Origin of the sequence: Streptomyces sp. NBC_01288 (assembly GCF_035982055.1) — a bacterium.
Lineage (GTDB): Bacteria > Actinomycetota > Actinomycetes > Streptomycetales > Streptomycetaceae > Streptomyces.
Window position 1 is genome coordinate 1,128,257 of record NZ_CP108427.1, and the last position, 19,753, is coordinate 1,148,009.

The 19,753-nt window shown below is 68.5% G+C and carries 15 protein-coding genes and 1 riboswitch; of the genes, 1 reads left to right on the forward strand and 14 read right to left on the reverse strand.

Features of this window, described 5'->3' with window-relative positions; translation table 11 throughout:
* Positions 1-54: 54 nt before the first annotated feature.
* The 11 genes from OG194_RS05130 to OG194_RS05180 form a co-directional block, all read right to left on the reverse strand.
* On the reverse strand, positions 55-852 hold the full coding sequence (locus tag OG194_RS05130; RefSeq protein ID WP_327399635.1) for an amino acid ABC transporter ATP-binding protein: 798 nt from the start codon (positions 850-852) through the stop codon (positions 55-57).
* Positions 849-1,829: an amino acid ABC transporter permease gene (locus OG194_RS05135; RefSeq protein ID WP_327399636.1), complete on the reverse strand. Its 981-nt coding sequence runs from the start codon at positions 1,827-1,829 to the stop codon at positions 849-851. Before OG194_RS05135 ends, OG194_RS05130 begins: the two co-directional genes overlap by 4 nt.
* A gap of 334 nt (positions 1,830-2,163) precedes the next feature.
* Positions 2,164-2,271: riboswitch (SAM riboswitch) on the reverse strand.
* Between the two features lie 77 nt (positions 2,272-2,348).
* Positions 2,349-3,233 (reverse strand): glutathione S-transferase C-terminal domain-containing protein, encoded by an 885-nt coding sequence (locus OG194_RS05140; RefSeq protein ID WP_327399637.1) that lies wholly within the window; start codon positions 3,231-3,233, stop codon positions 2,349-2,351.
* A 67-nt stretch (positions 3,234-3,300) separates the two neighbouring features.
* The gene (locus tag OG194_RS05145) at positions 3,301-3,414 is read right to left on the reverse strand and encodes a putative leader peptide (RefSeq protein WP_327399638.1); all 114 of its coding nucleotides are present in this window, start codon (positions 3,412-3,414) and stop codon (positions 3,301-3,303) included.
* Between the two features lie 117 nt (positions 3,415-3,531).
* Positions 3,532-4,782: an alginate lyase family protein gene (locus OG194_RS05150; RefSeq protein WP_327399639.1), complete on the reverse strand. Its 1,251-nt coding sequence runs from the start codon at positions 4,780-4,782 to the stop codon at positions 3,532-3,534.
* Between the two features lie 27 nt (positions 4,783-4,809).
* Positions 4,810-8,082 (reverse strand): alginate lyase family protein, encoded by a 3,273-nt coding sequence (locus tag OG194_RS05155; protein WP_327406982.1) that lies wholly within the window; start codon positions 8,080-8,082, stop codon positions 4,810-4,812.
* A 170-nt stretch (positions 8,083-8,252) separates the two neighbouring features.
* Complete coding sequence (locus tag OG194_RS05160; RefSeq protein ID WP_327399640.1) at positions 8,253-9,782, reverse strand: glycosyl hydrolase family 28 protein; 1,530 nt, start codon at positions 9,780-9,782, stop codon at positions 8,253-8,255.
* A 57-nt stretch (positions 9,783-9,839) separates the two neighbouring features.
* Complete coding sequence (locus OG194_RS05165; RefSeq protein WP_327399641.1) at positions 9,840-10,697, reverse strand: carbohydrate ABC transporter permease; 858 nt, start codon at positions 10,695-10,697, stop codon at positions 9,840-9,842.
* Positions 10,694-11,692, reverse strand: a complete 999-nt coding sequence (locus tag OG194_RS05170; protein WP_327399642.1) for a carbohydrate ABC transporter permease — start codon at positions 11,690-11,692, stop codon at positions 10,694-10,696. The genes OG194_RS05165 and OG194_RS05170 overlap by 4 nt, the downstream gene beginning before the upstream one ends.
* A complete protein-coding gene (locus OG194_RS05175) occupies positions 11,689-13,038 on the reverse strand; it encodes an extracellular solute-binding protein (protein WP_327399643.1) in 1,350 nt (449 codons plus the stop codon). The genes OG194_RS05170 and OG194_RS05175 overlap by 4 nt, the downstream gene beginning before the upstream one ends.
* Before the next feature lie 225 nt (positions 13,039-13,263).
* The gene (locus OG194_RS05180) at positions 13,264-15,081 is read right to left on the reverse strand and encodes an ABC transporter ATP-binding protein (protein ID WP_327399644.1); all 1,818 of its coding nucleotides are present in this window, start codon (positions 15,079-15,081) and stop codon (positions 13,264-13,266) included.
* A 142-nt stretch (positions 15,082-15,223) separates the two neighbouring features.
* Between OG194_RS05180 and OG194_RS05185 the strand changes: the two genes are divergently transcribed.
* Positions 15,224-16,252, forward strand: coding sequence for a glycoside hydrolase family 43 protein (locus tag OG194_RS05185; RefSeq protein ID WP_327399645.1), 1,029 nt, complete (start codon positions 15,224-15,226; stop codon positions 16,250-16,252).
* Positions 16,253-16,293: 41 nt separating this feature from the next.
* Here the strand turns inward: OG194_RS05185 and OG194_RS05190 are convergent, their stop codons facing one another.
* From OG194_RS05190 to OG194_RS05200, 3 genes are read right to left on the reverse strand one after another with little or no spacing between them, the layout of a single operon-like run.
* Positions 16,294-17,163, reverse strand: coding sequence for a carbohydrate ABC transporter permease (locus OG194_RS05190; RefSeq protein WP_327399646.1), 870 nt, complete (start codon positions 17,161-17,163; stop codon positions 16,294-16,296).
* Between the two features lie 42 nt (positions 17,164-17,205).
* A complete protein-coding gene (locus OG194_RS05195; protein ID WP_327399647.1) occupies positions 17,206-18,201 on the reverse strand; it encodes a carbohydrate ABC transporter permease in 996 nt (331 codons plus the stop codon).
* 9 nt (positions 18,202-18,210) lie between these two features.
* The gene (locus OG194_RS05200; protein WP_327399648.1) at positions 18,211-19,701 is read right to left on the reverse strand and encodes an ABC transporter substrate-binding protein; all 1,491 of its coding nucleotides are present in this window, start codon (positions 19,699-19,701) and stop codon (positions 18,211-18,213) included.
* Between the last annotated feature and the right edge of the window lie 52 nt (positions 19,702-19,753).

Below are 19,753 nucleotides of genomic sequence, written 5' to 3' on the forward strand. Positions count from 1 at the left end.
AGGGCTGCTGAAGGTGGAAGTGCGGGGCTGCTGAAGGGGGACGTGCGGGTGGGGTCAGAGGACCTTGCTGAGGAAGTCCCTGGTCCGTTCGTGCTGTGGCTTGTCGAGGACCTCGTGGGGCGGGCCCTGTTCGACGATCTTTCCGCCGTCGATGAAGACGACCCGGTCGGCGACCTCGCGGGCGAAGCCGATCTCGTGGGTGACGATGACGAGGGTGGTGCCGCTGGTCGCCAAGTCCTTGATGACGGCGAGGACTTCGCCGACGAGCTCGGGGTCGAGGGCGGAGGTCGGTTCGTCGAAGAGGATGACGCCGGGGCGCAGGGCGAGGGCGCGTGCGATGGCCACGCGCTGCTGCTGACCGCCGGAGAGCTGCCTCGGGTAGGCGCCGGTCTTCTCGGCGAGTCCGACGCGGCCGAGCAACTCCCTTGCCAGTTCCAGGGCTTCGGGCTTGCTGAGCCTGCCGGTGGCGACCGGGGCGGCGGCCACGTTGTCCAGCACGGTCAGATGCGGGAAGAGGTTGAAGTTCTGGAAGACGAACCCGATCCGGCTGCGCTGCGCGAGGATGGCCCGTTCGCTCAACTCCTTGAGCCTGCCGCCCTGTTGCCGCACTCCGATCAGCTCGCCGTTGACGCTGACGTAGCCGATCTCGGGCTTCTCCAGGTGGTTGATGACCCGCAGCAGCGTGGACTTGCCGGAGCCGGACGGGCCGAGGATCACGGTGACCTCGCCGGGCCGCACGGTCAGGTCGACGCCGTCCAACACCCGGTGCGCGCCGTACCACTTGTGCACGTCGTGCACCTCCACGGCGGCGGGTGTGATGTCCGCCAGCGGTTCGACGGTGTTCGTGGTCATACGGCGGCCTCCCTGCGGATGCGGGCCCGCAGGTCGGTGACACCGGTGCGGAGTTTCTGGATCGGGGTCGGCGGCAGGGAGCGGGTGGCGCCCCGGGCGTAGTGCCGCTCGACGTAGAACTGGATGACGGACACGACGCTGGTGAGGATGAGGTACCAGACGGTGACGACCAGGAGCAGCGGCACGATGTCGCCGGGGTAGGTGGAGCCCATCGTCTGCGCGGAGCCGAACAGGTCGAGCAGCGAGACGTAGAAGACCAGGGAGGTGCTCTTGATCAGGCCGATCAGCTGGTTGACGTAGTTCGGGGTGATCGAGCGCAGCGCCTGCGGGAAGACGATCTTGCGGAACTGGTAGCCCTTGGGCAGCCCGAGGGCGGAGGCCGCCTCGTGCTGGCCCTGGTCGACGGAGAGGATGCCGCCGCGGACCACTTCCGCCGCGTAGGCCGCCTCGTTGAGGCTGAGGCCGACGACGGCGACGGCCATGTCGGTGGCCAGTTTCGACTCGTCGAAGGAGAAGAAGGCGGGGCCGAAGGGGACGCCGATGCTGAGGGTCTGGTACAGGGCGCTGAAGTTGTAGAGGAAGATCAGCACCACGATGAGCGGGATCGAGCGCAGGGCCCATACATAGGTCCAGCTCGCCGCGCGCAGTACCGGGCTCTTGGAGAGTCGGGCCAGGGCGAGCAGGATGCCGCCGAGGAGGCCCAACACCGCGCTCAGTGCGGCCACTTCGAGGGTGATGACGAGTCCGTCGAGGATCGTCGGGCGCAGGAACCAGTAGCCGAAGCGGTCCCACTGATAGAAGGAGTTGGTGACCAGTCCGTGGACGAACTGGGCGACGAGCACCAGCACGACCAGGGTGACGATCCACCGGCCGGGCCGGCGCAGCGGCTGAACTCGCTGTGCGGTCAGGGGTTTTGACGGGGCATCAGTCGACGGGGCGTCGGCCAGGGACACGGTGGTGCCTGGGGGTTCACTCATGGTGGGCTCCGGCAGGTTCACAGACCCCGGTCCGTGGCAGTGGACGCGCGACGGCGGACGGTACGCGCGGGTGCACGGGACCGGGGGCGGGGAGGGGGCAGGCACACCGACGGGATCGGGTGTGCGTCAGAGGCGCGTCGGCCGACTGGTCGTCAGGCCCGACAGCGGGCGCGGCCCGAGGCGGTACACAGTGCGCTGCTGACCCGGAGCAGATCGACAGCGCGGTCGGCGACGAACAGGTTGGCGTACGACCGTACGCAGCCCTGCGGGCGGCATGTGGCCGTCCTGGGAGCTGCGTACATGGCGTCACCTGTCACTGTTCCGGCCCCGCGGGGCCTCGCGCTTACCGAACGTCATCCGGTCCGGTCGTCACCTGGGGCACCCCACCGCGTGCGAGGGTTGCCGGTCAGCAAGCCAGGGCTTGTCGCTGACACTCATGACCGTTCTGGGTCGCAAGTTAAGACAAATGTCCGAACGTATGTCAATGGCCGTCCACCAACTGGACGGCCCGGACGGCCCTCAGCTGCGGCAAGCTCCCGTTTCGTCCGCCGCGTGGGCAGCCCAGTCCAGGATCTGGACGGCCGCGCCGGCGGCCTCCAGGCCCCGGCAATGGGCGTGGTGACGGCGGGCGATGCCGTCGAGGTCGAGGTGGGTGCCGAAGGCCGGGTGGGCGGCCAGGCGGCGGGCGTAGGCCCACAGGTGGGGGTGGTCGGCGATGCGCTGCACGGCGGCGGCATCCAGGTGGTTGCGATGCACGGTGTCGAGTTGGACCAGTGACACCCACAACTCGACGTCGGCTGCGGTGAGTTCGTCGCGAATCATGTGCTCGCGGCCGTCCAGCCACCGGTCCAGCGAGCCGAGCGTCTCCAGCAACCGGCCCAACGCCTCGTCACGCTCGTCCTGTTCGACACCGGCCGCGCCGGCGCGCTGCGCGGCGTCCTCGATGCCTTCGGCGCACAGCCGCTCGACGGCCTCGATCTCAGACTCGGCGCCGCACGGGTACAACTGGGGTCCGCCCTCGCCGAAGTGCCGGGCGAGGTCGCGCGTGATGTCGGGGGCGTGGGTGCTGACGATCCGGCCGGACCAGTCGTCGCTGAGCACCGGCGCGGCGGCCGGTCCGGAGTAGCGGTGCGCGCTCGCCTCGTAGAGCGGGCGCAGCGCGGAGTGTCCACCACTCGGACAGTCGGGCACGGCGGACAGGAACACGGCCGGACAGCTCTCGTCGAGGCCGAGCAGGCTGTGCGTGACGGCGATGCGGAGGCCGTCGGCGCAGGCGGTGGACAGATGCAGGCGGTAGCGGCGCGGCACGGCGTAGTGCCCGCTGCGCGCGTCGCGTCCGATCCGGCCCCGGAACACGGGGGCGGTACGGGGTGAGGGGATGGCGGCGAGAGGCGTGCTGGACATGGGACTCCCCGGGTACGGGCGCGTGGACGTACGCGCGGCGGAAGCGTCGTCGAGCGGAGGACAGGGCTCAGCGCGGGGGGTTCAGCGCGCTGCAGACCCGCAGCAGGTCGATGTGACGGCGGGAGGTCAGAAGAGGCGAACGGTCCACGCGGCTGGTGGTGACCGACTCAAGGCGCCCCATTGTTTCCCTACCTGTTCACTAGGATTCCCTACTGGAGTGTCGATCCGCCGTCGCCCGGGGTCAAGAGGGCGTCCACGGGTCGGGCACCGATGCCCGACCCGTGGACATCCCGGGCCGCTACTTCGCGTACATCAGGGTGCCGAAGCCGAGCTGGTCGTAGCCGCCGCTGTCGGAGCCGTAGTCACCTCCCCCGCCCTCGGGTGCGACGAGGTCGTAGTACATGGCCGAGATGTACTTGTCGTCGAGGCCGATCCGCCGGTTGTAGTGGAAGTGGAGCATCGCCCACACCGGGCGGATCTGGCCGCGCGAGGCGGAGGAGACCACCGTCTGGGACGACTGGGCGCAGCTCTGTCCGGTACCCCAGGTGTAGGTGGTGAAGGGCACGTCGCTGCCGCTGTTGTACTTCGCGACGTACTGGGCGGCCTTCATGAAGCGACGGCTGTCGTACGAATAGAGGTCGTCGCCCTGGTTCCAGGCCATCTCACAGATCGCGCCCATCTGGCCCATGCCCAGGACGGTGTGGCCCTGGTCGCGGCCGGATTCCTGCCACTGGCCGAGCGCGTAGCCGTCCGAGTCGGTGTACAGATACGGCACGGCGTGCGCGATGGAGCCGTTGCCCGCACCGGACTTGAAGTAGGTGACGGCCTGGTCGTACTTGGCGGAGTCCTCGTTGAGGATGCCGATGGCCAGGATCGAGGCCATGTTGCACAGGTCCCAGTTGGCCCAGTAGTTGGTGATGCAGGCGTCGTTGTGGTTGGTCAGGAAGCTGTTGTTGAGCGGGTAGAAGACGTTGGCCAGCATCTGCTGGGCGGCGGCGAGATGGAACCCGCTGTAGTCCCGCATCAGTTCGCAGGCGTTGGCGAACTGCCAGCCGTAGAGGCCGGCCGCGAGGAACCGGTCGGCGTTGCCGGTGACCGAAGTCAGCGTCGACGACCAGGCGTTGAGGATGTTCGCGGCGCACACGGCGTTCGCCTCGGTGCCGCCGACCTTCCAGCGCAGGGCGTTCTGGTAGGCGGCGGCGATGTCGTTGTAGAGCAGGCTGTAGTTCTGGCCGTCGCCGCCGCGGATGATCGTGGCGGTGGCCCGGTTCGTCCAGGTCGACTGCGAGTGGGAGTTGGCGGTCAGCCTGTTCCAGCCGGACAGCCAGGGGTCGGTTCCCGCCGCGACCCTGACCTTGGCCCGGTTGATGTCTCCGGCGTTGTGCAGCATGCCGGGGTGGGTGAAGGTGGCCGGGGCCGCGTGCGCGGTCGTGGCCACCGTGGCGCCGCCGAGGGCGACGGCCGCGGTGAGTCCACCGGCGGTCTTCAACAGACCGCGGCGGCTCAACTCTGTTCTGCGGAGGTGCTCGTGGGGGGACGTGCGGCTCATTGCGGTGCATCTCCAATCCATGACGGATCAGGTGGGCGTGATGCTCACCTCGTCGAACTCGGTGGTGCAGCGGACCGGTTGGCTGCGCGAGCAGACCACCAGCCCGACGTAGTAGGGGGCGTCACCGAAGCCGGGGATCTCTCCGTCGGCGAAGGGGGTCCAGGTGACACCGTCATCGGTGGACAGGGCTGCGCTGAAGGCGGTCCCGACGCGCTTCAGCCGCAGCAGGGCGGGGAGGGTGACGGCAGCTCCGCCGGTGAAGGCGGAGGCACCGGCCACGGTCTTGCGGAGCATGAGCTGGGCAGTGGTCCCGCCGGTGACGATCGCTCCGGCGGCCTGGTCGAACGGCGACAGCGACTTCGCCATGAGCAGCCCGACCCTGTCGGTGCTCACGCCACTGCGGGAGACGATCCGGGCGACGACCTCACAGTCACCGCTTACGGGCCGCCGTACGAACTGCCCTGTCATTCCTTGGCCGTTGGCATTGAGATCGACACCCGCGCCCCGCACGGTGAAGGCGCCGCCGTCGTACGACGTGCTCCCGGGCGTGGTGATCGCCACCACGCCCAGCGTCCCGAAGGCACGGTCGTCGAGCACGGTGTCGCCGAGATCGCCGTACGTCCACGGCACGGGCGGCGCGGTGCCGACCGTGAGGGCGAGGGTCCCGATCGCGGTTCCGGAGGCGTTGGCGGCGGTCGTCGCGAGCGTGAACTCCCCTGCCTCCGTAGGGATTCCGGAGATCAGGCCGGTGCGCCGGTCGATGCGCAGCCCGGCGGGCAGCCCGTCCGCCGTGAACCGTACGGGCTCGTGCGAGGCGCCCAACAGATACCGGAAGGCGGCGCCCTGGTTCGTGAACACGGCTGAGGCGGAGGTGAGTTGGGGCTGTGTCGGACTCGGCATCACGGCCTGCGCCGGTGTCGAACGCGGCCCGCGTCCACCGGCGTTGGTCTTCGCGACCGTGTAGTGGTACGTCGTTCCCGGCGCCCCCGTCGCGTCGATGTAGCGGATGCGGGTACCGAAGCCGACCGAGCCGACGTGGGTGGCGAGGGTCTCGTACGGTCCGCTCGTCCGGGTGGCGCGCAGCACCGTGTACTCGGCGGAGAGGTCCGGGTCGGTCCAGGCCAACTCGACTGCGTCGGTGCCGGTTTGGGCCCGCAGGTCGGTCGCGGTACGGGCGGGGCGGGGTACGCACCACACCGTGCCGGACGAGGAGGTCACGCTGACGTTGTCGAAGGCGCCGGTGCCGGTCTCGGCGTAGTCCTCGTCGACGCCGAGGCAGGAGGTGAGGGCGAGCCCGGCGTAGGCGGTGCGGCCCAACTCGACCTCGGTGGAGCCGACTTCGGTCCAGTGGATGCCGTCCGGGGAGACGGCGCCGATGCAGCGTGCACCCTTGCGGGTCACTCGTACCCAGTAGGGCTTCCGCAGCCGGTAACCGTCGCCCGCGCCCTCGACGTACGGCGCCTCCAGTGGGGTCGCCGACTCGGGCAGCGTGCCGAGGCTGGAGATCGGAAAGGCGGCGTTAACCGTGATCGCCTGCTGCTGGGAGGGCGGTACCGGTGTGCTGCCGGTCGCGGAGATCTCCGCACCGGTCGACGGGCGTGCCGTCCACACCCCGCTCCACGTGTGCAGCGGCAGCCCCTGGATCAGCATCGAGGCGTGCGCCGCGTCCGCGTCGAGCGAGGCCCGGACGGTGACGCCGATCTTGGAGTACTGGGAGCTGAGCGGCCACACGACCCGTGCGGTGACCGTGCCGTCGCCGCGCAGTGGGAGGTGGACGAGACGGTAGGTGTCGGCCGTGCCGCTCGCCTCCAGGACGAAGCGCTCGCCGTCGAAGGCGGCGGAACCGGGGACCTTCACGTCTCCCACGTCCCGGGTCGACCAGGCCGAGGGGAGACCGGCAGAGGCGGCCGCCCAAGCCGAACTGCCGCTCACACCAAGGGCATTCGAGGCTGTGACCGTGTAGTAATACGTCCGTCCTGCGTGCACCTTCCGGTCGGTGTACGTCGGCCTGTGGACACCGGACGCGATCTTCTCGTAGTGGCCGTCTACGTCGGTCGCCCGCAGGACCGTGTAGGTGTCGGCCCACGTCGACGGCAGCCAACTCACCGTCACGGAACGGTCGTTGCCGATCGCCGTGACGCCGGCCGGTGGTGTCGGCACGGTCGGTGAGAGGGCGGTGGCGCCGGCGTAGGCGAAGGTGCCCCAGCTCGGCAGGTCGTCGTTGCTGCCCTCGACGACGCGGGTGCCGCCGGTGCCGCGGAAGACGGCGTTCTTCGTGTATGGGGTGTCCCGGCCGCGCACACCGGCGTAGTGCGCGTACGCCATCTCGTAGATGGGCGGCAGGCTGCCGCGTGAAGTGGGCGAGACGGTCAGCTTGATGTACTTGCCGGTGCGGTCGAGGTCGGGGACGAAGGGGACGTCGCCGCCGAGGTTGTAGCGGGCGGCGTACTCGACGTTCGCGAGGATGCGGTTGTCGTCGAAGCCCCAGAGGTCGACGCCCTGGTTCCAGGCGACCTGCGCGGCGTCCGCCAACAGGCCGACCGCGAGCTGTTCATGGCCCTGGTCGCGGCCGCTCTCCTGGCCCTGGCCGGCGTCGGTGACGATGCGATGGAGGACGCTGCCGTTGCCGGCGCCGGCAACGGCGAAGCGGAGCGCGTCGTAGAAGAGGGTGGGTTCCTCGCAGAACACGCCTATGGCCAGGAGGGATTGAAGGGACGTCAGGTCCCAGTTGCCGTTGGCGTAGAGCATGTAGCAGGACAGGGCCGGGTACCAGACGCGGAGGAAGGACTCCTCGCAGCGGGCGATGTCGGCCGCGTTCCAGCCGTCGTAGCCGGTGTGACGGAGCAGCTCGGCGGCGTTGACGAACTTGAAGGCCTGGAGGCCCGCGCCGAGGGGGCCGTCGGCTCCCGTGATGGTGGTGAGGGAGGCGGACCAGGCGTTGAGGATGTCGCGTGCCTTGTCGGCGTGTGCGGTGTCTCCGGTGACGGACCAGATGAGGGCGTTCTGGTAGGCGGCGGCCGAGTCGGCGACGGCCTGGTTCTGATAGTTGGCGGGGCCGCGGCCCCAAGTGGTGATCTGGCCGGTGTTCTGCACGGCGTACGACGACGAGGAGCGGGCATGGGCCGCGAGCGCCAAGTAGCCGTCGTAGACCGGGGATTGCTTGGTGACGACCGCTGTCTTCATACGGGCGAGGTCGTCGGCGGTATGCAGCAGGCCGGGGTGGGAGAAGGTCACCTCGGAGTCGTTGCCGGACGCCGCCGCCCGGCCGGGCACGAGCAGTCCGCTCGCGCCCGAGGCCAACAGCAGGGCCGCAGCACCGCCGAGGAAGCCCCGGCGACCGAGCGAACCCGACGTGGTCAACTGCGGCTCGGCAGCAGCGCCCCAAAGGGGCGCGGGGAACGGCGCGACCAGCCACGAAGGAGCCGCAGCCAACCGACGGCCCCTCCTCGCCCTTCCAGCGGAGCGCTTCGTCATGACGCGGCAGCCGCCTCGGCCTCGGCGGTCGTGAGGAACTTCAGGTTCGTCACGTGCTCGTTGTAGAACCACTGGATCTCGTCCGTGGTGTAGTACCAGGTCGGCTTCTTCATCGAGTCCGCGACGACCAGCCCGTTGATCACCAGGTTCTCGAACGTGACGTTGTCGATGGCGTGTTCGGCGTCGTAGCCGAGGAAGAGGGACGGGTTGGCGCGGGTGCCCGTGTAGCTGAGGTTCTTGACGTACACGTCCTCGATGCCGCGGCCGACCGAGGTGTTGTACTTCGTGTTGTACATGACCTTCATGTAGATGACCTGGCCCCAGCGGAAGTCCTCGATCCGGACGTCCTCGATGCGGACGTTCTTGATGAGGTTGGAGTCGCCGGGGTTGAGGGCGATGCAGCCCTGGTAGTTCATCTGGGGTTCGCGGTGGTCGAGGATGTCGATGTTCTTGATGACGAGGTTCTCGATCGTCTCGGGGGCGTCCGTGTTGCCGTGCGTGCCGACGTTGATGGGGTGGGCGACGTCGGCCCACAGGGTGCAGTTCTTGACGGTGATGTCGCGGGTGTCGCCGTAGTAGTCCCAGCGGTGGCAGTAAATGGCGATGCAGTCGTCGGAGTTGCGCATGAAGCAGCCGTCGAAGGTGATCCCGGTCGAGGAGAAGACGTCGAAGCCGTCGCCGTTGCCCTTCGAGCTGAACGCGCGTGCCTTGGTGATGTGGACGTTCTCGCTCTCGCCGAACGTGCCCGCGTATCCGGCCGGGTTGAGGATGATGACGTCCTCGACGCGGATGTTCTTGCTGCCTTCGCAGAGGATGGCGCCGCCGGGGTTGTTGTAGAGCACGCCGCGCCCGATCAGGCGGGACCGTTCCACGTCCTTGAAGTAGACCTGCGCGGTGAGGACGGCGCCGCCCGCGAGGTAGACGGTCTTGCCGCTGGGGACGGTGAGGATGTTGCCGGTGACAGCGTGGACGCCGGGGCCGAAGTAGAGGACGTTCGGGTCGTCGGCGGCCGGCGCGTGGTGCTCGACGCGGTTGGTGATGAGGTGCAGGGCGTCGAAGGTCTCGTCGTTGATCTGTACGACGATGTCCTTGGGCTCGTCGAGGGTGAACCGCAGGGTGTCGCCGAGGAGTTCGGGCGTGATGCCGTACGAGTCGGGTCTCACCCGGGCCTTGGTGGTGCCGCCCTTGAGGTAGGTGACCTCGATCTCGACCGAGCCGTTGAAGTCGAAGTACGCCATCGACGAGTTGTAGACCTTGCCCGATCCGGTGGAGGCGTTGATCTCCTCGAACTGCGGCCGGTAGATGTCGAGGGTCTGCCAGGTGCCGTCGGGGGCGGTGCGCACCCGCACCTGGAAGCTGGTGTTGGTCGGCATGGTCGTCGGTCGGGGATAAGTGACCAGCTTGGGGCGGGAGTTGTGGCCGCCGGACGCGTGGGCCGCCGTCGCGGTCAGTCCGGAGAGGCCGGCGGCGAGCGCGGTGGCACCGGCCGCCTGGAGGGCCGTACGACGGGACAGGGGTGTGTTCATGGTGCGACTCCTTGCAACAGGTGGAGAAGAAGGCTTACTTGAGGCCGTCTGTCGGGCCTATTTGAGGCCGCTCGTCGACATCCCGGCGACGAACCCGCGTTGGGCGACGAGGAAGATCAGCAGGATGGGGACGACGTACATCACGGAGGCGGCGGCCTGGAGGTCGGCGACCGGGGTGCCCGCCGAGGTGACGTACGTGGACATGACGGCGACCGCGAGGGTGGTGCGGTCGGTGGACAGCAGGAGCTGCGGGGCGATGTAGTCGCCCCAGGTCCAGGTGAAGGCGATCACGAAGCTCGCGCTGAGGACCGGCCAGGACTGTGGCAGGAAGATCCGCCAGAAGATGGTGGCCCAGCCGCAGCCGTCGATGATCGCGGCCTCCTCCAACTCCCTTGGCAGGCCCGCGAAGAACTGCCGGAAGAGGAAGACGAGATACGGCGTGGCGGCCAGTCCCCACAGCACCCACGGCCAGTAGGTGTCGACCATGCCGAGCTTGGCGAAGATCAGGTAGGTCGGCAGCAGGGTGACCATCTGGGGCAGCATCATCGAGCCGAGCAGGATGCCGAAGAGGGTCTTCTTGCCGGGGGCGGAGAGGCGGGCGAAGCCGAAGCCCACCCAGGCGGAGCTGAGGGTGACGAGGGTGGCGTAAATGGTCGCGATGATCAGGGAGTTGCGGGCGTAGCCGAGGAAGTCGATGAGCCGATAGGCGTCGGTGAAGTTGTGCCACTGGATGTGCTGGGGCAGCCAGTGCACCGGTGAGGCGGCGAGTTCGGCCGGGGTCTTCAGACCGGCGAGGACGAGCCAGCCGAAGGGGCCGAGGAACAGGCCCGTGATGGCGACGAGGACGGTGTAGAGAACCAGGCGGTTGACCCGCAGGCGGACCGGGGGCTTGGCGAACGGGCTGGCGGCGCTCACTTGTTGGCCTCCGGGTCGACGTTGTAGAAGACCACGCCGGACGTGAACCTGAAGATGAGTCCGGTCACGACGAGGATCAGGACGAAGAGCACCCACAGCAGCGCCGAGGCGTAGCCGTAGCGGCCGAGCGCGAAGTACTCCGCGAACACGTGCATCATGTAGAGGTAGTTGGACTGCGGGATCGCGGTGACGCCGCCCGTGGTGCCGTCGGGTGCGAGCAGCAGCGGCATGATGGTCTGCACGGAGGCGATCACACCGGTCACGGTCTGGAAGAGCAGCACCGGGGACAGCAGTGGCACGGTGATGCTGCGGAAGGTCCGCCAGGCGCTCGCGCCGTCGATGCGGGCCGCCTCGTGGAGTTCGCGGGGTACGTCCTGGAGCCCCGCCAGTGAGATGATCATGACGTTTCCGGCGGTCCACAGCACGCTCATCAGCAGCACGTAGCGGGCGTACGGATCGGCCAGCCAGCCCAGGGCGTTGACGCCGAAGATGTTCAACACCCCGTTCGCGGCACCGGAGTTCTGGTCGAAGAGCTGCTTGAAGGCGATGCCCGCGCCGACCGGCGGTACCACGGCGGGCAGATAGAGCAGGGTGCGGAACAACCCGCGTGCTTTCAGCGGTCTGTTGACCAGGACCGCGAGCCCGAGCCCGGCCGCGATCGACAACGGCACGGAGGTCACCGCGAACAGGCCCGTGCGGCCCAGCGCGTGCCAGGTCACCGCGTCGGAGAACAGCTCGCGGTAGTTGCCGAGGCCGACGTAGCGCCAGTGCGGGGAGATGCCGTCGAACGTGGTGAAGCTCAGCCACAGCGCGTACGCCATGGGGAGGACGGTCAGCAGCAGGAAGCCGATGATCCAGGGCGAGGTGAACATGTAGAACGCTCGGTGTCTGCGTCCGGTCGCGGTGGGCCTCGGCTGTCGTACCGCCCGCGCCCGCTCGCCGCTCGCGGTCGAGCCGGGGCGGCCCGTGACCGTGTTGATCTGATCGACCGTCATCCCACTTGCTCCTTACCGCGCTTGAGCTGCTCGTTCATGGACGAGTTCAGCCGGCCCGCGAGGGTGTCGACGGAGATCCCGCCCGACATGGCGGCGGGGGCGGCCTGGTTGAAGAGGGCGGCGAGCGCGTCGGCGGAGGCGTAGGGCGTGAAGGCGGTCACCGAGAAGTGCTTCAGCTCGGCCTCCTGCACTCTCAACACCCTTTTCTGGTACGGCTCCTGAGCAGGCATCAGCGGCCGCAGGGACTTTAGGCTCGGGATGCCCCAGCCGCTCGACGCACGCGCTTTGGCCGGTGCCTCGCCGAAGAACCACTCGAAGACCCGCCACGCGGCGTCCTTGTTGGGGGCCTGCTTCGGCATCCACAGGCCGGTGCCGCCCTGGCAGGGGCTCAGGCGCGGGCCGCCCGCGAAGACCGGGGCGGGGGCGAGCCGGGACACCTGGGCCAGTTTCCTGTCGGTGTCGATCATGCCGCCGAGCCAGTAGCCGCTGCCCGTCATGGCCATCCGGCCGGCCTGATAGGTGGGCCCGTCCCAGCCGTTGGGGTCGGGCTGGATCAGGCTCGGGCCGACCTTGGCCCGGCAGTAGTCGATGTACCAGGCCAGCGCCCTGCGGGCCTCGGGAGTGGTGAAGTCGACGCGGGAGAAGTCGCCGCTGAACAGGCTGCCTCCGGCGGCGGCCGTCAACCCGGCCAGCAGACCTGGGGCGTTGAGGCCGTTGTAGCTGCCGCCGAAGACCGTCGTCTGGCCGTTCTTGCGCTGGGTGAGCCGCTTGGCGTCCTCCAACCACTGTTGGTAGGTGACCGGTTGGGTCTCCGGCGGGTAGGCGACGCCCGCCTTGTCGAAGTGCGCGGTGTTGTACCAGTACATGGAGTCCTGGGAGAAGTCCTTCGCCATGCCGTAGCGCGGGCCCCTGCCCTGGGTGTGGCCGTCGTAGCGCCACAGGTCGTTGACCGGATCGAGGTCGTCGGTCTTGAGGACGGTGCTCGCCGCGAAGTAGGGGTCGAGGTTCTCGGCGACGTCCCGGGCGACGAAGTACGGGGCGTCCACGGCGCCGACGCCGCGCACCAGGTCCGGCGGTGCGCCGGTGGTCATCATCGCGATCAGCTTGGTGAGGTCGTAGCGCACCAGGTGGATCTTGATGCCGAGGTCCTTGTGGGCCTGCGTGATCTGGTCGGTGGTGATGTCGCCGTCCTTGACCATCACCGTGACGGTCTCGCCCGCACCGCTCACCCCGGTCGACACCTGGAGGGCGCAACCGTTGAGCGCCGCCGCGCCGGCCGCCGCACCCGTCGCCGAGAGGGCGAGAAATCGTCGGCGGCTCAGGGGCGCACCAGCACGTGGGTGCATGACCGCACCACCTCCAATAGAAACCGGTTGTCACGCGTTGGGGCAGAGCTTCTTCCGGCTCGGAAACGGCGTCAAGACCTTGGGCGAACTTTCGAAAAGACTGGGTAACCTCGGCGAGACGGCGCTGGAACACGCTCGGCTAGAAACCGGTTGTCCACCTGGCACGGGCAGAGCCCCGGGAATCCGATGGGTGAAGTCCCGTGATTCCGGCCGCTGTTCGGGCTGTCAGTGCAGGTCGGCGGCCTGTTCGGGGCTCTCGTCGAGGAAGCCGCCCGACTGGTGCTGCCACAGCTTCGCGTAGGCGCCCTCGGTCGCCAACAGCTCCTGGTGGGTGCCCTGTTCGACGATCCGGCCGCGGTCCAGGACGACGAGCCGGTCCATGCCGGCGACGGTGCTCAGCCGGTGGGCGACGACGAGTGCGGTCCGGCCCTCCATGAGCCGCCACAGCGCTTCCTGGACGAGGATCTCGCTCTCGGAGTCGAGGGCGCTGGTGGCCTCGTCGAGCAGCAGGATCGGGGCGTCGCGCAGGATCGCCCGGGCGAGGGCGACGCGTTGGCGCTGGCCGCCGGAGAGCTTGATCCCGCGCTCCCCCACCATCGTCTCGAAGCCGTCCGGCAGCGCGTCGGCGAACTCGGTGACGTGCGCGGCCTCGGCGGCCCGGCGGACCTCGGCGTCGGTGGCGTCGGGCCGGGCGAAGGTGAGGTTCTCGCGCAGGGTGCGGTGGAACATGGCCGGGTCCTGCGGGACGTAGGCGATCAGGCTGCGGAGGTCGGCCTGGCGGAGCCTGCTGATGTCCTGGCCGCCGATCAGGATGCGGCCTGCGTCGATGTCCGTCATCCGCAGCAGCAGTCGGCTGAGGGTGGTCTTGCCGCCGCCGGACCTGCCGACGAGGCCGATCTTCGTGCCGCTGGGCACGGTCAGGTCGAGTCCGTCGAAGAGGGTGTCGGCGCCCGCGTGGGCGAAGGTCACGTTCTCGAAGCGGACGTCGGTGGCGCGTGACCGCAGCGGCTCGGGCGAGGCCGGGTCGACCACGGTGGGCGGTGCCATCAACAGCTCGGTGAACTGGGCGGCTTCGGTCATCGAGCTTTCCAGGCGCCGGTAGATCTGGTTGAACTCGAACATGATCCGCGTCGCGTTCGTGTAGTACGTGAAGGCGACCACGACCGCCTCGACGCCGTGTTCGCCGCCACCGAGAGCCACCGCGAGGAGCAGGCCCAGCGCGTTGGTGAGTACGGAGAGTGGCGCGACCAGGGTGTCGATGCGCAGGTTGCCGTAGTCCCAGGAGCGCAGCGTGAGGCGCCTCGACTGGGCGACGCGGGAGCGGTGTTCGGCGGCCTCGCGTTCCTCGGCGGCGAACGCGCGGACCGTGTCCATGTTCATCAGGCTGTCGGCGACATGGCCGGACACCCGGGCGATGGCCTCCTCGCGCAGGTCCACGAGTGCCTGGCGGCGCCGGATGAGGGGCGCGACGACCAGGCCGGTGAGGGCGATCATCGCCAACAGGCCCACGACGAGCAGCGGTTCGTAGCGCCACAGCACGACCGAGCCGAACAGCAGCGGGACCAGGCTGCCCACCACCTGGAACGTCATCGTGTCGACGAACTCCTCGAAGCGGGAGGCGAAGCTCAGCACCCGCTTGGTGAGGGACCCGGCGAAGTTGTCGTGGAAGAACGCGGCGTCCTTGGCGAAGAGTTCGTCCATGCCGATCACATAGAGGTGCTCGATGCCGAGCGCGTCCAGCCGGTTCAGACAGTGCAGTCCGAGGCGCCAGAACACCTCGGCGAACAGCAGCACTCCGGCGAACCCGAGGACGTACGGCAGTGCCGTCCGGACGCTGATGCCCGCGTCGCCGGCGATGCGGCCGACCAGCTTGGCGACGATCAGCGGCGCGATGTAGTTGATGCCGATGTTGCCCACCGCGGGCAGCAGTGTGGCGGGCGCGGTCCAGCGGCGGAGCCGGGCCAACTCCCGTCCGTAGTACCGAAGTGCGAGTGACACCGAGCCTTTGCGCGGCCCGACGTCGCGCGATTCAGGCGATCCCATTCCCACCCCGTGGAGTCGACGGCAGCCCGGTGAAGGGGCAGGCCGGAAGTGGCAGTGTCCCGCGCCGGCACCCGTGCGGTCCAAGCGTTTTTCCCTCAATAGCTGTGATGCGCACGGGGTTTGCGGGCTCTACGGTGACACCATGGCGACCGATCCCGTGGGCGAGCCGATGCGGCTTCCCGACATGCCGTTGCACGATCCGTTCGTCGTCGCCGACGACACGACCCGCACCTATCACCTCTACACGTCCAACGACCCGTCCGTGTCGGGTGTGGAGGGCGTCGGCACGATGGTCTACCGCAGTGATGACCTGCGCGACTGGACGCGTCCCGCGGTGGTGTTCCTGGCGGCGGAGCAGCCCGATCTCTGGGCGGGCGACGGCGGTTGGGCGCCGGAGGTGCACGCCTGGGACGGCAGGTACTACCTGTTCACCACACTGCACGACGAGGGCAGTCCGCTTCCCGTACCCCCAACCGGCCGCTGGGGCACGCCGTTTCAGCTCGCGAACCACCGGCGGGGCACGATCACGGCCGTGTCCGAATCCCTGCTGGGCCCCTTCACTTCGGTCGATCCCGCGCGCCCCACCCCGCCCGAACACCTCATGACCCTGGACGGCACGCTGTACGTCGACCCGTCCGGGCAGCCGTGGATGGTGTACGCGCACGAGTGGTTGCAGACCGTCGACGGCACGATGGAGGCGATCCGGCTGGCCCCGGACCTGACCGGGACGATGGGCGACCCGGTCTTCCTCTTCAAGGCCTCGGACGCGCCCTGGATCGGCGAGGAGATCCCGGCCGGCGCACCGCATCAACTTCCGCCTTACGTCACGGACGGCCCGCAGTTGTACCGCACCCCCGACGGGTCACTGCTCATGCTGTGGTCGACGTACGAGAAGAACGTGCTCGGCGCGGACGGCACCCTCACCGGGGGTTACGTGCAGACCTACGCCGTCTCCAAGTCCGGTGTGATCAACGGGCCTTGGGAGCAGCGGCGGCCTCTGGTGCGGGAGGACAGCGGGCACGGGATGCTGTTCCGGACGTTCGAGGGCCGGTTGATGATGATCCTGCACCGGCCGTTCGAGAACGCGCGGGGGAAGGTGTACGAGATGGAGGTCGTCGGTGACGAACTGCGGGTGTTGCGGCAGCGCACCGACCTCGACGGCGGCGGATGACCGGCGGTCGCCGCTCTCAACTCCTCGACGGCCGACCCTCGTTACTGCTTGACCGCGCCCGCCAGCCCGTTGATGAAGAACCGCTGGAGCACGATGAAGATCAGGACGATGGGCAGCAGCGTGATGACCGAGCCCGCGCACACCAGGGTCCACGCGGTGGAGTTCTGGCCGATGAAGTTGAACATGCCCACGGACAGGGTGTGGAGTTCGGGGCGGGAGAGGGTGAAGACCAGCGGGATGAAGAAGCTGTTCCAGGCGTTGATGCAGGCGAACAGGCCGACGGTCGCCAGCATCGGTCCGGACAGCGGGAGCATGATCCGCCAGAAGATCTGGTGGAAGTTGGCCCCGTCCACGCGGGCCGCGTCCTCCAACCCCCGGTCGATCGTCGTGAAGTAGCCCATGAAGAGGAAGGTGCCGAAGACCATCCCGCCCGCCGACTGGACGATGACCACCGACCAGAGGGTGTTGAGGAGATGGAGGCGCTGGATCAGGTCGAAGACCGGGATGATCGTGTAGCCGTGCGGCAGGAAGAGTGTCACCCCGACCAGGCCGAGCCAGATCTTCTTGCCGGGGAAGTCGGTGCGGGCCAGGACGTAGCCGGCCATGGAGGTGGCGAGCAGGGTGACGATGACCGTGCCGGTCGCGAACAGGACCGTGTTGACGAAGAACTTGCTGAAATCCGCCTGTGTCCAGGCCTCGCTGTAGTTGGACCAGTGGAACTCGGACGGGATCGGGTTGAGGCCGCCGGAGAAGAAGCCGTCGGTGCTCTTGAGTGAACTGCCGAGCGCCCACAGGAACGGGTAGAGCCAGATGAGGCCGCCGCCGAGCAGCGCGAGATAGAGCAGACCTCGTCGGCCTTGGCGCAAGCTCAACTGCCTACGCGGGCGCGGGCGTTGGGACAGTGTGGACATCGACGTGACCCTTTGCTGGTTGGCGGCCGTTGAGTGGCCGGCTTATCGGTCGGCGGCGGCGCGCCGGCGGCTGATCCCGCGCAGGGCGAGGACCTGGAGCGCGGAGAACACGATGAGGAGCAGTCCGTAGAGGAACGAGGCGGCGGAGGCCAGGCCGATGTCGGGCTGGGCGGCGGCGCCGGCCGAGCCGCCGAAGGCCAGGTGGTAGATGTAGGTGTTGACGACCTCGGTGGCGAAGTACGGGCCGCCGCCGGTGAGGACCTGCACCAGGTCGAAGACCTGGAAGCTGCCGATGAACGCCAACACCACGATGACGACGCCGACTTGGCGCAGCATCGGGATGGTGATGCGGAAGAAGGATTGGACCGGTCCACAGCCGTCGAGCTTCGCCGCCTCGTACAACTCGGCCGGGATGGTCTGGAGTCCGGCGAGGAAGTAGACGAGGTTGTAGCCGAGGGTGTGCCAGATGCCGATCGCGATGATCACGGCCAGCGCGGTGTGCGGGTCGCCGAGCCAGTCGATGTGCCCGTTGGTCATCCCGGTCTTGGCGAGCAGACTCCCCGCCGAATCACCGAAGTTGGCGAGCATGAGCTGGATGACGACGCCGACGACCGCGGCCGAGGTGACGACGGGGATGAAGTACACGGTCCGGAAGAACAGCGCGAACTTGAGCTTCGGGTTGTTCAGCACGAGCGCGAGCGCCAACGCCAGCAGGAGTTGCACCGGGACGAGGACGAAGGCGTAGACGAAGGTGTGCTCGACCGCGCCCCAGAAGATGCTGTCGCCGAGGATCTGCCGGAAGTTGGCGAGGCCCACGTAGTTGCCGGGGGCGCCGATGCCGTTCCAGCGGTAGAAGGTGTAGCCGAAGGACGCGAAGATCGGGTAGACCACAAAGGCCAGTAGCAGTACGGCCATGGGGGCCAGGTAGAGGTACGACCACTTGGCGGCGCGGATACGGCGGCCGAGTCCGGGGTGGGCGGCGGCGGGTGGTGGGGTCGGGGACGCTCGCTTGCGCTCGCGGGTGTCAAGAAGTGACATGGTGACGGCTCACGCCTTCTTCTTCGTGGTGTACGGCTTGGTGGGGTCCCAGTCCGCGAAGACGTAGTCGGACGTGCTGACCTTCTTGCCCTGCTTGGCCACTGCGGCGACCGCGTCGGACAGGAGCTGGAACTTCTTGTCGGCCAGGCTGCTCAACGCGCCCTGCACGTCCTTGATCTGACCCGTGTAGACGCCGGTGACCACATCGCCGATGTCCGGCTTGGGGACGCCGGGCGCGACACCGGCCAGTTCCGGGTTGCGCACAAGGGGCACCGGGCCGCGCAGTACCTGCTCGGTCATGCCGATGAAGGCGGCGAAGGGCTTGGAGTCGATGCCGTCCGGGTCGTTGTCCGTGGGGTGGGCCGAGACGCCGTTGAGGTCCTCGACCCAGCGGCGCCCGGCGGCGGGGGACGTCAGCGCGTCGAGCCACTGGAACCCCTCGTGTGCCTTCTTGCTCTTGGCGGAGACCGCGGCGAAGGTGCCGTTGCCGACCGGGTCGGCGTAGTAGAAGCCCTTCGGTGTCGCGGTCGGCGAGGGCAGGGTGACCAGGCTGTAGTCGGTGAACTTGTGCTGGGTCCACTCGGGTTGGTTCCACACGCCGCCGACGGTCATGCCGAACTTGCCGCGCTCGAAGAACGCGCGGGCGGCTTCGTCGGACAGGCTCACGGAGTTGGGGTGGAAGAAGCCGCGCTTCTTCCACTCGACGAACAGTTCCAGGAAGTCGGCGTACGCCCGGTCGGTGCCGAACGTCCACTTGCCGACGCGGTAGTCCATGCCGGTGCCGGGCACGGTGGGCGCGCCGCCGGGTGCGCCGGCGCCGCGGACGAACAGGTCCAGCCACCAGGCGAGGACGCCGATGCCGTCGGCGTTGCCGAAGCCGAAGCCGTACGACTTGCCGCCGCTCTTCTTGGTGATCGTCTGGGCGGCGCTGGTGACCTCGTCCCAGGTCCTGGGGATCTTGACGCTGCCGTCGGGGTTCGTCAGGCCGGCGGACTTGAAGACGCCGTGGTGGATGTAGAGCTGGAGTTGGGGGCCGGAGCCCTTCAGCGGGGCCGAATAGACCTTGCCGTCGAAGACGTTGGCGCCTTCCAGGAAGGTGCCCTCGGGGAAGCGTGACTGCCATGCCGGGGTCGCCCACTCGTCGAGCGGGTGCAGCCAGCCCTTGGCGACCTGCTCGGCGACGCTGGGGACCTGCGGGATCATGAAGACGTCCGGCGGGTTGCCGCTGCGGTTGGCGAGCGCGACCAAGTCCGGGTACTTGGCGTTCTGTTGGGTGGTCTTCTTGACGCTGACGCCGCTGTGGCCCTTCTCGAAGAGCTCGATCTCCTTGTCCACCCAGGGGGCTTGGGTGACGTACCAGTCCCAGTAGGTGAGCGCGTCCGCCGCCGAGGAGGGGGAGCCGGAGCCGCACGCGCTCAGGCCGCCGCCCAGGGCGAGGGTGCCGGCGCCGAGTGCGGCGGTGCGCAGGAGGCCGCGTCTGGAGACGTTCGACGAAGTCATCTGGTGTTCCTCCGAGGCGGAGAAGAGGGATGCAGTGGGGTGCAGTGGGATG

Excerpts from the sequence above, each read along its gene's own strand:
- OG194_RS05175 (WP_327399643.1), bottom strand. The coding sequence starts at position 13,038 with ATGCACCCACGTGCTGGTGCGCCCCTGAGCCGCCGACGATTTCTCGCC.
- OG194_RS05195 (WP_327399647.1), bottom strand. The coding sequence starts at position 18,201 with ATGTCACTTCTTGACACCCGCGAGCGCAAGCGAGCGTCCCCGACCCCA.
- OG194_RS05145 (WP_327399638.1), bottom strand. The coding sequence starts at position 3,414 with ATGGGGCGCCTTGAGTCGGTCACCACCAGCCGCGTGGACCGTTCGCCT.
- OG194_RS05185 (WP_327399645.1), top strand. The coding sequence starts at position 15,224 with ATGGCGACCGATCCCGTGGGCGAGCCGATGCGGCTTCCCGACATGCCG.
- OG194_RS05130 (WP_327399635.1), bottom strand. The coding sequence starts at position 852 with ATGACCACGAACACCGTCGAACCGCTGGCGGACATCACACCCGCCGCC.
- OG194_RS05170 (WP_327399642.1), bottom strand. The coding sequence starts at position 11,692 with ATGACGGTCGATCAGATCAACACGGTCACGGGCCGCCCCGGCTCGACC.
- OG194_RS05180 (WP_327399644.1), bottom strand. The coding sequence starts at position 15,081 with ATGGGATCGCCTGAATCGCGCGACGTCGGGCCGCGCAAAGGCTCGGTG.
- OG194_RS05200 (WP_327399648.1), bottom strand. The coding sequence starts at position 19,701 with ATGACTTCGTCGAACGTCTCCAGACGCGGCCTCCTGCGCACCGCCGCA.
- OG194_RS05160 (WP_327399640.1), bottom strand. The coding sequence starts at position 9,782 with ATGAACACACCCCTGTCCCGTCGTACGGCCCTCCAGGCGGCCGGTGCC.
- OG194_RS05150 (WP_327399639.1), bottom strand. The coding sequence starts at position 4,782 with ATGAGCCGCACGTCCCCCCACGAGCACCTCCGCAGAACAGAGTTGAGC.
- OG194_RS05190 (WP_327399646.1), bottom strand. The coding sequence starts at position 17,163 with ATGTCCACACTGTCCCAACGCCCGCGCCCGCGTAGGCAGTTGAGCTTG.
- OG194_RS05135 (WP_327399636.1), bottom strand. The coding sequence starts at position 1,829 with ATGAGTGAACCCCCAGGCACCACCGTGTCCCTGGCCGACGCCCCGTCG.
- OG194_RS05140 (WP_327399637.1), bottom strand. The coding sequence starts at position 3,233 with ATGTCCAGCACGCCTCTCGCCGCCATCCCCTCACCCCGTACCGCCCCC.